General features: G+C 35.3%; 15 protein-coding genes. 6 read left to right on the top strand and 9 right to left on the bottom strand.

The window, feature by feature from the left end; translation table 11 throughout:
* Positions 1 to 210 precede the first annotated feature (210 nt).
* The 6 genes from HT724_RS02110 to HT724_RS02085 all read left to right on the top strand — a co-directional run bounded on the left by HT724_RS02110 (position 211) and on the right by HT724_RS02085 (position 5,906).
* Positions 211 to 1,215 (top strand): virulence RhuM family protein, encoded by a 1,005-nt coding sequence (locus HT724_RS02110; RefSeq protein ID WP_173276123.1) that lies wholly within the window; start codon positions 211 to 213, stop codon positions 1,213 to 1,215.
* A gap of 185 nt (positions 1,216 to 1,400) precedes the next feature.
* The gene (locus HT724_RS02105; RefSeq protein ID WP_173276122.1) at positions 1,401 to 2,567 is read left to right on the top strand and encodes a site-specific integrase; all 1,167 of its coding nucleotides are present in this window, start codon (positions 1,401 to 1,403) and stop codon (positions 2,565 to 2,567) included.
* A gap of 160 nt (positions 2,568 to 2,727) precedes the next feature.
* Entirely contained in the window at positions 2,728 to 3,672 is a 945-nt protein-coding gene (locus HT724_RS02100) for a magnesium transporter CorA family protein (protein WP_000815623.1), read from the top strand.
* An 11-nt stretch (positions 3,673 to 3,683) separates the two neighbouring features.
* The gene (locus HT724_RS02095; protein WP_000078011.1) at positions 3,684 to 4,361 is read left to right on the top strand and encodes a DUF1129 domain-containing protein; all 678 of its coding nucleotides are present in this window, start codon (positions 3,684 to 3,686) and stop codon (positions 4,359 to 4,361) included.
* 141 nt (positions 4,362 to 4,502) lie between these two features.
* Positions 4,503 to 5,537, top strand: coding sequence for a S66 peptidase family protein (locus HT724_RS02090; RefSeq protein WP_173276121.1), 1,035 nt, complete (start codon positions 4,503 to 4,505; stop codon positions 5,535 to 5,537).
* 105 nt (positions 5,538 to 5,642) lie between these two features.
* The gene (locus tag HT724_RS02085) at positions 5,643 to 5,906 is read left to right on the top strand and encodes a SemiSWEET family transporter (RefSeq protein ID WP_173276120.1); all 264 of its coding nucleotides are present in this window, start codon (positions 5,643 to 5,645) and stop codon (positions 5,904 to 5,906) included.
* A gap of 84 nt (positions 5,907 to 5,990) precedes the next feature.
* Here HT724_RS02085 and HT724_RS02080 read toward each other — a convergent pair whose 3' ends face one another.
* The 9 genes from HT724_RS02080 to HT724_RS02045 form a co-directional block, all read right to left on the bottom strand.
* Positions 5,991 to 6,554, bottom strand: coding sequence for a DNA-3-methyladenine glycosylase I (locus HT724_RS02080; RefSeq protein WP_173276119.1), 564 nt, complete (start codon positions 6,552 to 6,554; stop codon positions 5,991 to 5,993).
* 9 nt (positions 6,555 to 6,563) lie between these two features.
* Positions 6,564 to 7,157, bottom strand: a complete 594-nt coding sequence (gene ruvA / locus HT724_RS02075; RefSeq protein ID WP_000273417.1) for a Holliday junction branch migration protein RuvA — start codon at positions 7,155 to 7,157, stop codon at positions 6,564 to 6,566.
* 15 nt (positions 7,158 to 7,172) lie between these two features.
* Complete coding sequence (mutL, locus tag HT724_RS02070; protein WP_173276118.1) at positions 7,173 to 9,122, bottom strand: DNA mismatch repair endonuclease MutL; 1,950 nt, start codon at positions 9,120 to 9,122, stop codon at positions 7,173 to 7,175.
* Between the two features lie 326 nt (positions 9,123 to 9,448).
* Positions 9,449 to 10,504 (bottom strand): lanthionine synthetase LanC family protein, encoded by a 1,056-nt coding sequence (locus tag HT724_RS02065; RefSeq protein ID WP_173276117.1) that lies wholly within the window; start codon positions 10,502 to 10,504, stop codon positions 9,449 to 9,451.
* A complete protein-coding gene (locus HT724_RS02060; protein ID WP_173276116.1) occupies positions 10,497 to 11,267 on the bottom strand; it encodes an arginase family protein in 771 nt (256 codons plus the stop codon). Before HT724_RS02060 ends, HT724_RS02065 begins: the two co-directional genes overlap by 8 nt.
* Before the next feature lie 30 nt (positions 11,268 to 11,297).
* Positions 11,298 to 14,195, bottom strand: coding sequence for a lantibiotic dehydratase (locus HT724_RS02055; RefSeq protein WP_173276115.1), 2,898 nt, complete (start codon positions 14,193 to 14,195; stop codon positions 11,298 to 11,300).
* A gap of 35 nt (positions 14,196 to 14,230) precedes the next feature.
* Complete coding sequence (locus HT724_RS02050) at positions 14,231 to 15,817, bottom strand: ABC transporter ATP-binding protein (protein WP_173276114.1); 1,587 nt, start codon at positions 15,815 to 15,817, stop codon at positions 14,231 to 14,233.
* Between the two features lie 305 nt (positions 15,818 to 16,122).
* Positions 16,123 to 16,257, bottom strand: a complete 135-nt coding sequence (locus HT724_RS10360) for a hypothetical protein (RefSeq protein WP_262081937.1) — start codon at positions 16,255 to 16,257, stop codon at positions 16,123 to 16,125.
* Between the two features lie 148 nt (positions 16,258 to 16,405).
* Positions 16,406 to 17,272, bottom strand: a complete 867-nt coding sequence (locus HT724_RS02045) for a helix-turn-helix transcriptional regulator (RefSeq protein ID WP_173276113.1) — start codon at positions 17,270 to 17,272, stop codon at positions 16,406 to 16,408.
* Positions 17,273 to 17,589 lie beyond the last annotated feature (317 nt).

Genomic DNA, 17,589 nt, shown 5'->3' with positions numbered 1-17,589 from the left:
GCTCCCGATAAGATGATTACAACATCATTATACCACTCTTGCATTTAAAAAGCGACTTACACCATACCCACGCGCCACAATGTTCAACAATCCTGAAGCGCGTGGATTCTCGTGGTTCGTTCGAGCTTCAAGCCAATATAAGCCCCATATCTACTAATTTTGTTGATGTCAACAAATGTCAACCACTTACAATATTTTAGAAAGGATCTCATGAACGAATTACAATTCTTAATCTATACTGCTGATAACGATAGCGAGACAGCTAGTGTCATCATCAAAGGCGAAACGATTTGGGCTAGTCAGAAAGAAATGGCTAGACTTTTTGACGTCGGTGTTCCTGCAATCAGTAAACACCTAAAAAATATCTTTGAAGAGGGCGAATTAGAAGAAAAAGCAACTATTTCCAAAATGGAAACAGTTCAAATAGAGGGTAGTCGTGAAGTTGTCCGCCAAGTTGATTTCTACAATCTTGACGCCATCATTTCAGTTGGTTACCGTGTCAATTCTCAAAAAGCCACGCGGTTTAGACAGTGGGCTACTTCAGTACTTCGTGAGTACATGATAAAAGGGTTCGCCATGGATGACAACCGTCTGAAACAAGGCGAAAACTTGCTAGAAAAAGACTATTTCCGTGAGCTCTTGGAGCGCGTGCGTTCTATCCGAGCTAGTGAGCGTCGTATATGGTTGCAGATTACAGATATTTTTGCAGAAATCTCTATCGACTATGATCCACAAAGTACGTTGACTAAGCAATTCTATGCTGATGTACAGAATAAGTTTCATTATGCAATCACTGGCCAAACTGCTGCGGAAATTATCTACACGAAAGCTGACCATACAAAAGACAACATGGGACTTACAACATGGAAAAACTCCCCTAACGGTCGCATACTGCAAGCAGATACCCAAATAGCAAAGAATTACCTTTCAGAAACAGAAATCCGCTCCCTTGAAAGAGGAATATCTAGCTATTTTGATTATCTGGAAAGACAGATAGAACAGCGAAAAGCTCAGACAATGCAACAACTAGCCCAAAGCATTGACCGCTTTTTGACTTTCCAAGAATACGATATTTTAGAAGGTCATGGGAAAATCACTTCCAAGGTTGCGAAAGATAAAGCAAAAGCAGAATACCAACTATTCAACAAAACTCAAAAGATAAACTCGGACTTTGAAAAAACTTTAAGACAGCTAACTGACGACAAAAAACTTTAAATACAGGCCTGTTTACTATAAACAAGCCCATATAAGCCCCATATCCGCCTTGTTTCCTACTCTGGTATTATTTACCGTCTGACTATTCAAAAACGAAAATAAGGGGGTTCTCGTAGCCCCTAGCATGATATAAAACCTTTTTGATAATGGCTTGCCTGCTGATGTATTTTAGAAAGGTTTAAAACATGCAAATAACTGAAGTTATAAAAAAAGACGGTAGCAAAGTTTACCGTGCTAATGTATATCTAGGAGTTGACCAGGTTACAGGAAAGAAAGTCAAAACTAAGGTAACGGGGCGGACACAAAAGGAAGTTAAGCAGAAAGCCACTCAAGAAAAAATTGCTTTTCAGAAAGCAGGATCTACTAGACAAAAGGCTAGCACCATAAAAAACTATCAAGAATTAGCCAATCTCTGGTTAGAAAGTTATAAGAATACGGTTAAGCCAAACACTCAAGGCAATGTTAGAAAGTTAATTGATAATCATATATTGCCTATTTTTGGGGCTTATAAGCTCGATAAGCTCACTACTCCACTTATCCAGTCAATTATCAACGAACTTGCTGACAAGACCAATAGAGGGGAAAAAGGGGCTTTTCTACACTATGACAAGATACATGCTTTAAACAAACGTATCTTACAGTATGGCGTAACCATGCAAGCTATACCGTCCAATCCTGCGCGTGATGTTGTTTTACCTCGTAACACTCAGAAAGCAAAGCGCCAAAAGGTAAAACACTTTGAAAATCAAGAACTAAAAAAGTTTCTTGGTTATCTCGATAATTTAGATAGCGATAGATATCGTTACTACTATGAGACAACGCTCTATAAGTTCCTATTGGCTACTGGTTGCCGTATCAATGAAGCTTTAGCTCTTTCCTGGTCTGATATAGACTTAGATAATGCCGTTGTGCATATTACCAAAACACTAAATCGGGATCTAGAAATCAATAGCCCAAAATCTAAGGCTAGTTATCGGGATATAGATATAGATCAAGCGACTGTTAGCATGCTGAAACAATACAAGCTACGCCAAACTAAAGAGGCCTGGAAGATAGGGCAACGTGAAAGCGTGGTATTTTCTGATTTCATTCATGAGTATCCTAGCAGTTCAAGACTTAAAAGAAGATTGCAAACACATTTTAAGCGTGCTGATGTTCCTAACATTGGATTTCACGGATTCCGTCACACTCACGCTAGTCTCTTGCTTAACTCTGGAATACCATACAAAGAACTCCAGTACCGCCTAGGTCATTCCACTTTATCAATGACCATGGATATATATAGCCACCTCTCAAAAGAGAACGCAAAAAAAGCAGTATCATTCTACGAAACTGCACTAAAAGCACTATAGAGGGAGCAAAAAGGGGAGCAAATTTAAAAATCAACATTTCAATACAAAGTAAAAATCCAATAGCAACAGGTTTTTTGTTAGATTTATTTTGAAAAAGGCTGAATTTGTAGTATAATAGTACGGTGTGAAAAAATCTGAAAAATGAGAAAGGATAAGGGATATGAAACAAGTTTTTCTCTCTACAACAACTGAATTTAAAGAGATCGATACGCTTGAACCGGGTACTTGGATCAATCTCGTTAATCCGACTCAAAATGAATCACTCGAAATCGCCAACGCCTTCGATATCGATATTGCCGACCTTCGTGCACCACTCGATGCGGAAGAAATGTCTCGTATTACCATCGAAGATGAGTATACTTTGATCATCGTGGACGTGCCGGTCACAGAAGAAAGAAATAACCGCACCTACTACGTCACCATCCCGCTTGGTATTATCATCACTGAGGAAACCATTATCACTACTTGTTTGGAACCATTACCGGTCCTCGATGTCTTTATCAACCGTCGCTTGCGTAATTTCTATACCTTCATGCGCTCACGTTTTATCTTCCAGATTCTCTATCGCAATGCAGAACTTTACCTAACAGCCCTTCGTTCGATTGACCGTAAGAGTGAACAAATCGAAAGTCAACTGCATCAATCAACTCGTAATGAAGAATTGATTGAGCTCATGGAATTGGAAAAAACCATCGTCTATTTCAAGGCCTCCCTCAAAACAAATGAGCGCGTGATTAAGAAATTAACCAGCTCAACCAGCAATATCAAGAAATACCTTGAAGACGAAGACCTGCTTGAAGACACCCTGATTGAAACCCAACAGGCCATCGAGATGGCAGACATTTATGGAAACGTCTTGCATTCTATGACAGAGACCTTCGCCTCTATCATTTCCAACAACCAGAACAACATCATGAAAACCTTGGCCCTTGTGACCATCGTCATGTCCATCCCAACCATGGTCTTTTCTGCCTACGGGATGAACTTTAAGGATAATGAAATCCCCCTAAACGGCGAGCCGAATGCCTTCTGGTTAATCGTCTTTATCGCTTTTGCTATGAGTGTCTCGCTCACTCTCTATCTCATCCATAAAAAATGGTTCTAAGAGGAGTTCCTATGTCTCAGATTGATCTACAAAAATTAACCAAGAAAAACCAAGAGTTTGTCCACATCGCTACCCAACAATTCATCAAAGATGGGAAAACAGACGCTGAAATCAAGGCTATTTTTGAGGAAGTTATTCCCCAAATCCTTGAAGAGCAAGCCAAGGGTACGACTGCTCGTTCCCTCTATGGTGCACCCACTCACTGGGCTCATAGCTTCACTGTTAAGGAGCAATATGAAAAAGAGCATCCAAAAGAAAATGATGATCCGAAACTCATGATTATGGACTCAGCTCTTTTCATCACTAGCCTCTTTGCCCTTGTCAGCGCCCTCACAACCTTCTTTGCGGCAGATCAAGCTTTCGGCTATGGATTTGTCACTCTCCTATTAGTTGGACTGGTTGGTGGATTTGCCTTCTACTTGATGTACTACTTTGTTTACCAATACTATGGACCAGATATGGACCGCAGCCAACGTCCACCTTTCTGGAAATCTGTACTGGTTATCCTAGCTTCTATGTTCCTTTGGCTGCTTGTCTTCTTTGCAACAAGCTTCCTACCAGCTAGCCTTAACCCAGTACTTGCTCCATTGCCACTGGCTATTATCGGAGCAGCCCTCCTAGCTCTTCGCTTCTATCTCAAGAAACGCTTGAATATCCGTAGCGCAAGTGCAGGACCAACACGCTATTAAGAAGAATCATAAAAGCAACTGCAGGTGCGGTTGCTTTTTCACTTACTTTTTTGATTTTAAAGAATTCTTCTGACATCCCACATAGCTCTATCTAATCTTTTGTGATAAAATAGGCTCAATCTATTTCCAGGAGGATAAAATATGATTTCTACTATTGGTATTGTTAGTTTATCTAGTGGCATTATCGGAGAGAACTTTGTCAAACACGAAGTGGACTTGGGTGTCCAACGTCTCAAGGACCTGGGACTCAATCCTATCTTTTTGCCCCATTCGCTAAATGGATTAGACTTTATCAAGGACCATCCTGAAGCGCGTGCAGAGGACTTGATTCATGCCTTTTCTGATGATAGCATCGATATGATCCTATGTGCCATCGGTGGAGATGATACCTATCGCCTACTACCTTATCTTTTTGAAAATGACCAACTACAAAAGGTTATCAAACAAAAAATTTTTCTTGGCTTCTCGGATACAACCATGAACCATCTCATGTTGCATAAACTAGGAATCAAGACTTTTTATGGTCAATCCTTTTTAGCGGACATTTGTGAATTAGACAAAGAAATGCTAGCCTATAGCCTTCACTACTTTAAAGAATTGATTGAGACTGGAAGAATCTCAGAAATCCGCCCTAGTGACGTTTGGTATGAGGAACGAACTGACTTCAGTCCCAAGGCTCTAGGAACACCTCGTATCAATCATACAAATACTGGCTTTCACTTGTTACAAGGAAATGCCCAGTTCGAGGGAGAAATCCTCGGTGGTTGCCTCGAATCCCTCTACGATATCTTTGACAACTCTCGATACGCAGACAGCACGGAGCTCTGCCAAAAATACAAACTTTTCCCTGACTTGTCAGACTGGGAAGGAAAAATCCTCTTGCTAGAAACAAGCGAAGAAAAACCTGAGCCGGAATATTTCAAAAAGATGTTGCAGACTTTAAAGGACACTGGGATATTTGAGGTCATCAGCGGACTCTTGGTCGGGAAACCTATGGATGAAACTTTCTATGACGACTATAAAGACGCACTATTGGATATCATTGACAGCAATATCCCGATTGTCTATAATTTGAATGTCGGCCACGCAACTCCAAGAGCCATTGTCCCCTTTGGCGTTCACGCCTATGTAGATACAAAGGAGCAAATCATTCGCTTTGACTATAACAAAAAATAAATAGTTTCTCTATTTTTATGCTTTTGTATTGGTTTTCGTTACAATTTGTATCTGAATTTATTGCATTTCGCTAATTTCTATGATATCCTTTTAAAGGAGGTGTATATGACAAAACAAAAAATTAATCGAATCGTAGGTTCTATTGGTGCCTTTATTGGAATTATAGTATTTATTGCCTACATACCTCAAATTATCGCTAATTTACAGGAAAATAAAGCTCAACCATTTCAACCTTTATCAGCTGCAATATCTTGCTTAATCTGGGTTATTTATGGATGGACAAAGGAACCTAAGAAGGATTGGATACTAATCATTCCAAATTCAGCTGGTGTTATTTTAGGTGGAATCACTTTTCTGACTTCACTCTAACCAATCTAATAGTATATATAAAAAGCTGGGAAAAATTTCTCAGCTTTTTTCTATATTCTCAGATATGCTAGTTACCTGTACACACTAGTGACCGCTTTTCCACTCACAATCATTCTCATGGTCATCAACTAGCCCTGCTGCTTGTAGAAAAGACAAGACAGCGACTGGGCCTGTGAACTTGAAACCTCGTTTTTTGAGATCTTTGGCTAATTTCTCAGACAAGGGTGTTTTAGCTGGGGCTTGGCGGTAGTCGGGAACATCATTGACGATAGTTTTTCTCTCAACGAAAGACCAGAGATAGCTATCAAAAGAACCATACTCTACCTGTAATCGTAGAAAGGCTTGGGCGTTAGCGCGTGTAGCAAAAATCTTGGCTCTATTTCGAATGATGGCTGGATTATCCAGCAAGTCTTCCAGTTCGGTGTCGGTCATCTCTGCGACTGAGTGAATTTGATAACCATGAAAGGCTTCTCGGAAAGCTTGACGTTTGTTGAGCACCGTTTCCCAAGACAGGCCTGCCTGATAGGTTTCCATACACAACAACTCAAACAATGCTTGGTCATCATGGAGGGGCTGACCCCACTCCTCATCATGATAGGCAATGTAGAGCGGATTGGTCATCTTGACCCACGAACAACGTTTTGTCATGCTCTGCTCCTATTTGACCAACATTTTGAGGGCAGACTTGATGTAGTTCTCAGCTGTATCTGTCGTTCCTTCAAAGAATTTCTTGATTTTCTTGAGCTCTGTTGCCTTGTAGCCCAGAGCCAACATGGCCTCCATAGCTTCTTCCAATTCTTGGTTTTCAGCGCTTGCTTGCACTGCCACCTTAGCAGGAAGGTCATCTCCAGCAACTACTACCTTGCCTTCCAAGTCCAGTACCATCTGCTGGGCTGTTTTCTTACCAATTTTAGGGAATTTGGTCAAGTAGGTGATGTTCTTGGTTTCAATGGCTTGAACCAAGCCAGCATTGTCATCAGCAGCTATAATAGCAAGAGCTGATACAGGACCAATCCCAGATACCGAAATCAGACTGAGAAAGAGCTTTTTCTCGTCTTCTGAGCGAAATCCATAAAGCAGATGAGCGTCCTCACGTACGACCTGATGCACATAAATTTGAGCTTCTTGGTTAACCTGACCTGAATAAGCATAGGGGTTGGCTACATGCAGGATATAACCGATACCATTGGTTTCAAGAACAATGTATTTAGCAGTGATTTTGGTAATGATTCCTTTTAAATATTCGTACATAGTTTTCCTTTTAGTTTAATATTTCCCCAACTCACGGAGACTGGTGTGATTTTCCTGAATACGTCGGAACATCTTTTCCATATCTGACTTGGTAAAATGCACCAAAACAGGACGCCCGTGGGGACAATTGTAGGGATTGTCACATTGAGAGAGCTGATAGAGGAGCTGTCTAGCCGAATGGTCGTCAATACGATGGTTGGCCTTGATGGACCGCTTGCAGGACATCATAATAGCCAACTCTGCCCGGTATTTCTTGATAGAAACTTCCTTGGTCAAAAGGAGCATGTCGCACATCTCATAGATGCCTGACTCAATCTCTTCTTCTGCCATCCAAATAGGATGTTCACGTAGGATGAATTGATTTTCCCCGTACTCTGCTAGAAAGACTCCAACTTCCTCTAAAAGAGGCATTCTTTCCTTGAGACGAAGGGCATCATCCGCTGGAAATTCAAAGATATAGGGCACTAAGAGTTGCTGCTGGCTCTGGTCAACATCGCCAATGCTTTCACGGTATTCCTCGTATTTGACCCGTTCCTGCGCCGCATGTTGGTCTATGATGTAGAGCCCATCTCGCCCTTGGGCGAAGAGATAGGTTCCATGCATTTGCCCGAAAAATTCCAACTCTGGAAAGCTTGAAGATTCTTCTCGCTCCAGCTTGTCATAAGCCTTATCAAGACTCGCAAGGTCTAACTCTGGGTGATCTAGCTGGTCGTAGTTAGCAGGCTTTCTCTCTGCAAAATGGAGTTTGCTAGGCTTAGTCAGCTGCTCCAAGGTTTCCTTGGCAAACAGGGTTAAATCCTGTTTCTCTTCAGTCAGATTCACCTGATAATCAGCTACTTCAGCTTGACTGGATCTTATCGGCTCTGTTTGCTCATAGTAGAGCATATTTTCTTTGAGTGGGAGAATGGTTTGCTCCACCTTCTCACGATTGCGCACAGCCGATTTGGCAAGATTTTCCAAGGCATCTGGAATCAAGGTTTGTTCCTTGAGACTATTTGCAATAGCTTCTGAAACCAAGGTCATCAGTTCTTTTTCCTTGGAAATCCGCACCTCTTGCTTGGTTGGATGCACATTAACATCCGCTAGATAAGGGTCAATATGAATGTGAATGACAGCCAGTGGAAAACGGCCTACCATGAGCTTACTACCATAGCCATCAAGAATAGCACGATTGAGTAAAAAGTTCTTGATATAACGGCCATTGATGAAGAGACTGATATAGTTGCGGTTGGCTCTAGTTAACTCAGGCAAGGACACAAAGCCTGAAATTTCGAAATCAAGGTCAGAATTCTCAATTTCAATCATCTTCTTGGCACTGACCAAACCATAAATTCCTGCGATTGCTTGTCGCAGTTGACCAGTCCCTGCTGTCCGCGTCATTTCCTTGCCATCACTAATCAAACTAAAAGAAATCTCAGGATGGGCTAAACCCAGACGATTGACAATATCAATGATATGAGACAACTCCGCTTGCTGACTCTTCATATACTTGAGGCGGGCAGGCGTGTTGAAAAAGAGATCCTCCACACAAACCTTGGTTCCCACAGGACTGGTCGCTGGGATTATTTCCTCTACTTCTCCCCCACGCGCGACCAGCTTGGTCCCGTGACTAGTACCATCTACCGCCGTTAGCAGAGTTAAGACACTAACAGACGCTATAGAAGGAAGGGCTTCACCACGAAAACCAAGCGTCCGAATTCGAAAGAGGTCTGCTTGATTTTTTATCTTACTAGTCGCATGGCGGCGCAGGGCCAATTCCACCTCATCGTGGGCAATTCCATGACCATTATCTGTGATTTGAATCTTCTTGAGACCTGCTTCCTCAATCTCAATGATAATCTGACTAGAACCCGCGTCAATGGCATTTTCTACCAGCTCCTTAACAACGCTAGCTGGACGCTCGATAACCTCTCCAGCTGCAATCTGGTTTGCCAGCACCTCTGGCAATTCAATAATATGAGACATCTTTCAGCCCCTTTCTGTATCTGTTTTCCTAGAAATTGATAGTGCTATTATACCATATTTCAGAAAGGACAGAAAAGCAAGCGCCACATAGGAGCCAAATTCCTCCACATAGACAAAGTCCCTTGCCAGGGGGCATAAAATAGTGGTATACTCAATAAAAATCAAAGAGCAAACTAGAAAGCTAGGCGCAGACAGTACTTTAGTACGGCAAGACGACGCTGACGTGGTTTGAAGAGTAAGTTATAGTTGCTTAGTTTAAAATAAGCAACTATAAAAGAAACAGTTATATGTTTGGGATAAACAAAAAACCGAGATTGCCTCAGTTTTCATAGTGTTAGCATGATTTTGTTAAGAATTTCCACTTTATTAGAATAATCATTAATAAGAGCCAGTATGACCCCTAAGCAATTTTCAATGATATTCGGTGATTGATTTAGATTACCAAGTAAATTTTTACTATTTTGTAATTCTTCACGAAGCTTCTCTCTTACAAAAATTCTATTTTTTCCTGTGTAATTAAATGCACACATCATAATGCTCATTCCAGCATAACCATGGCAAAGATATGAATCATCATATTTCCAACTTCCACTGCTATCAAATATCTCTAATAATTCATTATACAAGTAGCCACTTATCTCTTGTTCAACTGGTAGTGAATATAGTAATAAAAGTATAGAAAGTCTACTGTTACACCATCCCATTTTTTTACCAAAAATTTCCTCAAATTTTTCTTTGTCTATAACTAGCTTCAAGTAACAATCCATCATTTTATTATATATTTCATTTATTTCTTTAGATTCTTCTTTTTCCAAATAACTACGAAATATTTTCAAAAACGATACCATTCCATGTATAAGCGAAATATCAAAACTTTCTATATTTATTTCTTTTTTTATAACCCCTAATAATTTATTTAAACTTTCTTCTAAAATGTACGATTCCTTATGATTTATTGGTGTTTTTCTCTGTAAATAATAATATACAATTCCTAACAAGCCTCCAAAAAATTCATACTCTTTCTTTGAATCCTTAAAAAAAGGAAGTAACACCAACATAGTATCGCTTATAGTTTTATTGAAATATTGACTCAATAAATCAGAATACTCGCTATTCAACTTACTATGTTCTAACAAGAAAACAATACCGGTCATACCATTATAAAATGACAACTTAAATCTTGATTTATTAAGATATATTTCTTTTAAAATAAATTCATAGAACTGTTCATCAATGTAATCTATATATTCTGAATCTGATAAACCAGACAAAAAAAGTAATATATTATACAATATTTCTGGATAATTTTCATTATTCGATAGTTCTTTAAAATCTAATTGCAGAAAATCTTGCTCAATTTTGTTCAGTATTCTTTCAATCATATTTGGTATAATTATCTGTATTAATTTCCGTTAGTATACGCTGTAAGGTGATGTTAGAAATTGTAGACTCTACTAGAGGATTATATTCAACCAAGTCCCAAATTATATTTTTTCCATGTATTTTTTTGATTTCTTTTATTTGTCTGATAAAGTATACAAGATTTACTAAACTTAACCCCCCAGGCATTGGAAAGCTAACACCTGGAAAGTCCGATACATTTAGAACATCGACATCAAGACTAATGTAAATAGTATCAAATTTTTCAAAGTATTCTTTTATATTTTCTAGGATAATTTCTTTATTTTCATATACTGCGATATCATCATAAACTTTATATTTTCTAGGGGTAAGAACCTTATAATAATCGTGTCTAGTTCCTATTATCATACCACTCTCAATACTATCCTCTATCCAACTAAGAACATTCCAATTATAATATCCATCCGATATATCTCCTTTATCTAAATGAGCATCAAATATTATAATTCCGATACTTTTCTCAGTATCAATAATATGATCAAAAACAAAACTGGTAGTACAATGATCACCGCCAAAAATAAATATGTCCTCTTTACTATACCGAGAAGATATTTTTGATTTCAATTCTGATATTAAATCACTATTTTCATAATCAGAGGCATTTATAAAGTTATTTTGTAAATAATACTTTCTCTCTAAATAGTTATTTCTAATAAAATTATTAAATCCACATTCGGATCCTGGTACTTTCGTTCGTCCTTTATAAGGCAAATTTATAAACATTTACTCCTCCTTAATCATTTATAATCAAACTTACATTTTAGATTTCTGGATAAATTTTTTATCCATTAAATATAGATAGAATAGTTGATAAATTTTCTCCTCATAAAATTTATTGAAAAAAATTTTATTTAAAAATAGATGTATATATCTCTTAGCAATTTCTATTTTTTCAGATGTATTAACTTTTCGTTTACTCTCAATTTCATTTAATAGTTCGACTAAATATTTACATTTTTTGAAAAGTTCCTCACTAAATGGAAAAACATCTAAATCTATATTTTTGATTTCTTTTTTTACATTTCTATATAACGAGTAATTTTTTGATACTTCAATGTCCTTAAAATGTTTGATTAATTCCGCATTGTCTATTTCAAATGATTCAAAAATACTTTGTAGTATAAGTACATAATATTGTATCGGGAGTGTTCTCAAAATGGAATAATTAGAAATAACATAAAGAGAATCTAGTGTTAATATCTTCTCGATATTCCAAGCACTATCTGAACCACCAAGTAGTGAAAAATCTATTCGATACGGTAGCATCTCATACCGTGTTAGAAGTCCGTCGTCTATACTAGATGAAAAAAGTTTTATCATTAACATTAAGACTTTAATTTTATCAGTATCATTTGTTCCGAAAATTTTAATTCTAAATCGAATATGATATTCATCGTAGTAATATTGAACAAAATTTATACTATATTGAATATCGTCATCAATCAAATTTAAGAACCTCTTTAAAATATCTTCTACACAAATCGATGTTAATTCCTCTTTACAATACAAATGAAAACTAAACCAGTCTTTAGATACCAGATGTACTTCCTCCAAACTACAGTTTTTTTCTAAACACTGTGTACTATTATCTATATTTTTTGAAAATGCTATTATTTCATTAGAGCTTTTTAACTCCCCTAAGTACTCTGTTAAAACTACTTTATCTGTCTTTAATTTTTGTTTTACCTTCTCTATATCTCCTTTTTTATCTAAATTTATCAGTAACTCCATGTCCCCCTCTACTAAATTTACAAATTTCGGAACATTATAGTTTTTTATAAACTTATCAAAATTAGAATTTTTAGATAGCCTCCATGTTTCAGGATATACAATTATATCTTTATAGACTATCCTATTTTGATAATGTAAATACTCAATTGAAAAAACCTTATAGAAATCATAATACGATAATTGATTGCAAAAAATACTATATAAAAATCGGGTTTGATTATTTAATAGATTTGGAGAAATTCTATTTCTCTTTATAACACGCATATGAGTATTTGTTTTCTTAGAAAAAACTTGAAAGTTATTCTTGTCATCTAAGTATATATATACATCTGAAATATCAATATTTTTAAAAAATGGAAAATCTAATATCAAGCTATCTAAAGCATTCTCTCTCTTGATGTCATTTAACACTAAATTACTATGAAACTCATCAACTCCAACTAAAAGTTCATTATAAAATTTTCTCTCTATTTCTAACATTTCGTGTATATTGAAATATTCTTTAAAGCACGGCACATATTTCCCAGAAATCGAAAAAAAATTATCTGAATATTGATTTCCATGCCATTTTAATTGAATTCCATTATCAATTTCATAAATTGAGAAAACTACTTCTGCAGTAGGAAAACTATCTTTAATCGTCCCTTCTTGTTCAATTAAATTCTCTAATTTTATCTCTTCACCACTGGTAGTGTTCAAAATCTGATTCACTAAATCATGTTGGAATTTATCTGTTCCATCATTAATATTTAAAGTTTCTCCCAAATAAGTACTCAAAATTGGGTTTGAATAGTTTGAGGGAGAACCTAACCCTTTAACTGAAAGCAATTCCGTTAAAGGCACTAAATTGTTACTACCATACAAATTATAAAATTTTCTTGTATATTCTTTCAGACTGCGCTCTTGCTTATATTTTAAATTAATAGTTAATAGTATATTAAGAAATTCTTCTATTTCATTCTTTATCTGATAATCTATCTGAAATTTCTGATGACTAATACATAAAATATTAAGCGGAGTATTTACCTTACATATATCGTCCATAATACTATATAAATCTATCAGAATTCGACTCCCCTCTCCCAGAGGAATACTATTATATAATTCTATTTTTGATTTTATACAAGAAATTTGCCTTTTTAATTTTGCAGGTATTAATTCTATTCCATTAATAAAATCATCTATCAAGTTTATTTTATTGTCTCTGGTTAATATCTCAAAACATTCAAAAAATAATATCTCACTATCTATCAATTGCTGTATATAGTCATAAATAGTATTTAATTCAAATCCCTTCTCTAATAACAAATTGACTAGAGAACTTATTTTTAAAGGTGTTTTACAAGTCTCAATAATGTCTGAAAGAACAATGTTTAAATCCGTCAAGACAATTTTTTGTATATCTGATTGGCAAAAATACAGTTTCTGATTTAACAGCTTTGCTCCGACTCCTATTAAATTGGGATTTAAAAATACGAATAGTTCTTTTAATACATCTCGTTCTCTCAAAATCAATTTTAAAAAATCAAAAGCCCACTCTGTAGAAATATCTGTTATCTTTTCTACACTCTTTGATTCACATTTCAGATTTTCTTCTATCCCACCATGAGAAAATTCTCCTACTCCTACATATCCAAACGTGAAGAATGTTGAGGGACGTGTACAAAATCTAATAAAATAATTTTCTAAAGTTCGTAATAGTCTTCTCTTATTTTTCTCTGATTTTTTATAAAAATTTGATAACTCCATAAAAAGAGTTCGATTACAAAGTAAAATTGCTTCTTGAAGTAAAATGTTTTTCCAAATATACTCATAGTAGCTATCTACCTTATCAAATTTTATCGAGTAATATTCCTTTAAAGCTGCACTATTACCCATTTTATCTCTATAAACATATTGAGGTAGTATTTCTTTTTTCATAAATTTTTCCTAAGTCTATTATGATATTTTTACATCTAAGTAATCATTCCTTCTTCAAGAGTTATTACTTCATCAAACATTGAGATGAAATTATCTGATGGTTCGTGAGCAATACAAATAACCATTTTCCCCTGCACTGAGGCCACTAATTCTTCAATACGCAATCTATTTTCTTTATCTAGAGACGATGTAACCTCGTCCAAAAGTAAAATTTCCTTATTCGCAAGTAGAGACCTAGCAAAATCTAGTCTCCTCTCTTGTCCCCCAGACAACTTATTTTTGATGCTATCCTCTAAATTAATATTTTCTAAGCTTACCTTCTGTAACACTTGATGAACTAGACTTTTATCATAATCTTTATACATTGTCAAATTATCAATAGCTGGTTTATCAAAAATAAAGGTTTTCTGCTCCACGTAAGCAACTGACGAGTAATCTAACTTAATACTAGTTAAATCCTGTCCATTAACTAAGATGTTCCCATTAATATTAAAACCATCTGGTATCAAACCTATTAATGAATTCAAAAGCGTACTTTTCCCACTACCACTTTTTCCAACAATGAGATATTTTTTATCTACCTTAAATGTTAAATTTATATTTTGTAATATATTTTGCTCCCCACCAGATATTCCAAAATCAACAAGCTCAATTGTATTAATTTTTACATTTTTCATATTAGCGGTATCCGCTGGTACTCGATTTATAGTTGCAACCAGATTATTAACCAATTTTTTTGAAGATAATATATCAGTATAGCTATGTTTCATATTAGTAATTGGATAAGTAATATACATAACTAATTGACGAAGTCCAATAAATTCTCCTAGAGAAAGTCTTCCCTTGAGTACAAAAAAACCTCCTACTACCCAAGCTCCCTGATTTACAACCATTGTAATTGCGTATGATATTGCCTCTATTGAGTTTGCCTTTTTGTAATAAGCTACATTAGATTGTCCTAACTGCTTACTTTTTGAATTCACAATATCAGTGAAAGGGTGCACTGCATTAAATAGTTTAACTGTCTTTAAACCAAAGTAAAAATCTGATACTACACTAAAATAACTTTCTTTTGACTTTACGCTTACATCTCTTGCACTTTGTAAAGAATTTTGAGTTAATAAAGGATAAAAAAGAGGAAGTAAACTCAAAACGACCATTATTATAGTATATGACGGTTGTAAAAATAAAGATATAACTGAAGCAAAAACAAAAACTAAAATATCATTAGTTATACTAATAATTTGTTCTAAGTATTGTTTTTCTAAAACTTCTAATTCATTAGTATAAGTTGAGATATGGTTTTCAGGATTACTACGAAAAACATCAATCAATGCTTTTCTTCCGTTACTTTCAGTCAGATCACTTCGTATATCATGTAAAATTTTTTGAATTAATTTTTGATTTGAAACTTCAACACAATACTCCATTACGGAATCAAAAACTATATAAACTAATAGCAATACTACATATAATATGAATGTTTCTGAATTAACATTTGAAATAGAATCAATAATACCTTCTAGAACAAAAGCCAAGCTCAGTACAGAAATGGCTCCAATGATATTTGCTATTAAAAATTGACCTACTAAAAAGGAATTTTGATAAAAATATTTTTTCATTTGAGATTCTTTTATAACTTCTTTAATTAAATTAACCTAATAAAAATCAGGAGCGATAATAATCACCACCCCTGACTCAACAAAATGTACTTTAGCATCTGCGCTGGCTTGGTTGATTTCTTCCAATCAAGATAGCATCAAGATCAACATCAACGTCAATATCCAGAGAAACATTCTCTTGTTTTAGAGTAAGATCTGTATTTTCCATAGCATGTTTATCCTTCCATAAATATATTTAAGATTTTTATCCGGTGAGGAGAAATCTTATCAAACCTCATAATGTCGTTATAGATTAGTCTGAATAGTTAGAGAGCTTTCCCATTCGCTGGACCTGGATCAATCCCTCTAGCTATCTTATGAACTTGAGGTGTTCTCGCAATTCCTAACAGAATCAAGCCAATAGCTAATACAGCAACTATTTTCTTAAACAAACTTCTCATATACCTCTCCTTTTTTCTTTCATTTATTTTATCACTTCAAAATTAGCTCGTCAAGTATTTTATAACATTTTTTTATTTTTTTTTTTTTAATACTTTTTTGTATCTAAGATAAGTTTAAAAAACGATGCTCACTTGAACACCGTATTCATTATTCTATTATATCTGCAATGTAATGCTCAACTTTCAAAGCCATTGACATGTTTTCCTCTAATTTGTAAAGGAAATGAGCTGTTTCAAAATATTCTTTCACTGAACTTTTAGAAGAGAAATTTTCACTTACGTTTCCCATCAATAAGTACAAATCAGCCAAAAGATAATTCGTTCTGTAAGCCTTACATTGTTTTATAGTGGCTGTAATTTTAGTAATAGCTTCTTCAATATTTTTCTGTAACCATAGATAACGACAAACGTTGTAGTTAAACTTAATAGATAGTTCTAACTCTTCGATTGTACTCAAATTGAGTTGATTTACTTGATACTCTAGTTTTTCACGAATTTTATTGAAACGACCTAAATCTCCAATATCATAATAAAAATTGAATAGGGTGTTTGAAACTTGGAGATAGTTCAAATCAGATACACTTAACTGTGATAATACCCCCTCTAATCGTACAATCGCATCTTCTTTTTGTCCGTAAAAATAAAAATCTATCAGAGATTTTATCCATTCCATGTAGATTTTATCTGCTAAAGATAGGCGGTAAGCTTTTACATTCTCCAATTCATATATATATTTCAAAGACTCATAATTGCGATTTGTAATAAATGTCTGTGCTAATTTCTTAAATTCTGATAACTCCTCAACTTTCTCTACAACCTGCTCATCAAAAAAATAATCCATACTGACTTTTAACTTCTTAGCAAGGGCATGCAGGAAATCCGCTCCAGGGGTAAACTCTCCGCTCTCTAATCGGCTGATTTGCCCCTGTTTACAGATACCTTCAGCTAGTTCTCGCTGAGACATTTTTAATTCTTTCCGTCTATTTTTTAATCTTGTTGCTAGTAGTGTGCCCACGTTTGTATTTTCCTCTTCTATTTGATTTCAGTTTTAATTGTAGCATGATTAAATCTAAAATTCAAATCAACGATTTGAAAGATACAAATTGTAGATAAAATCTATTTTGTAATTCATCGTCAACTTATTTACTTTCCATTTCTTCATTCAAACGCTTTATAAACTTATTCAGCTTCAACGCCACTTTTCATACCTATCACTTTCTAATTCCAACTGTTCCCCTAGTTCTTTCAGCCCCTTTCCGTATCTATTTTCCTAGAAATTGATTAGTGCTATTATACCATATTTCAGATAGGACAGAAAAACTCCACCACATA

Source organism: Streptococcus sp. k-402 (assembly GCF_013277515.1).
Taxonomy (GTDB): Bacteria; Bacillota; Bacilli; order Lactobacillales; family Streptococcaceae; genus Streptococcus.
This window is presented reverse-complemented; position numbering and strand designations above follow the sequence as displayed.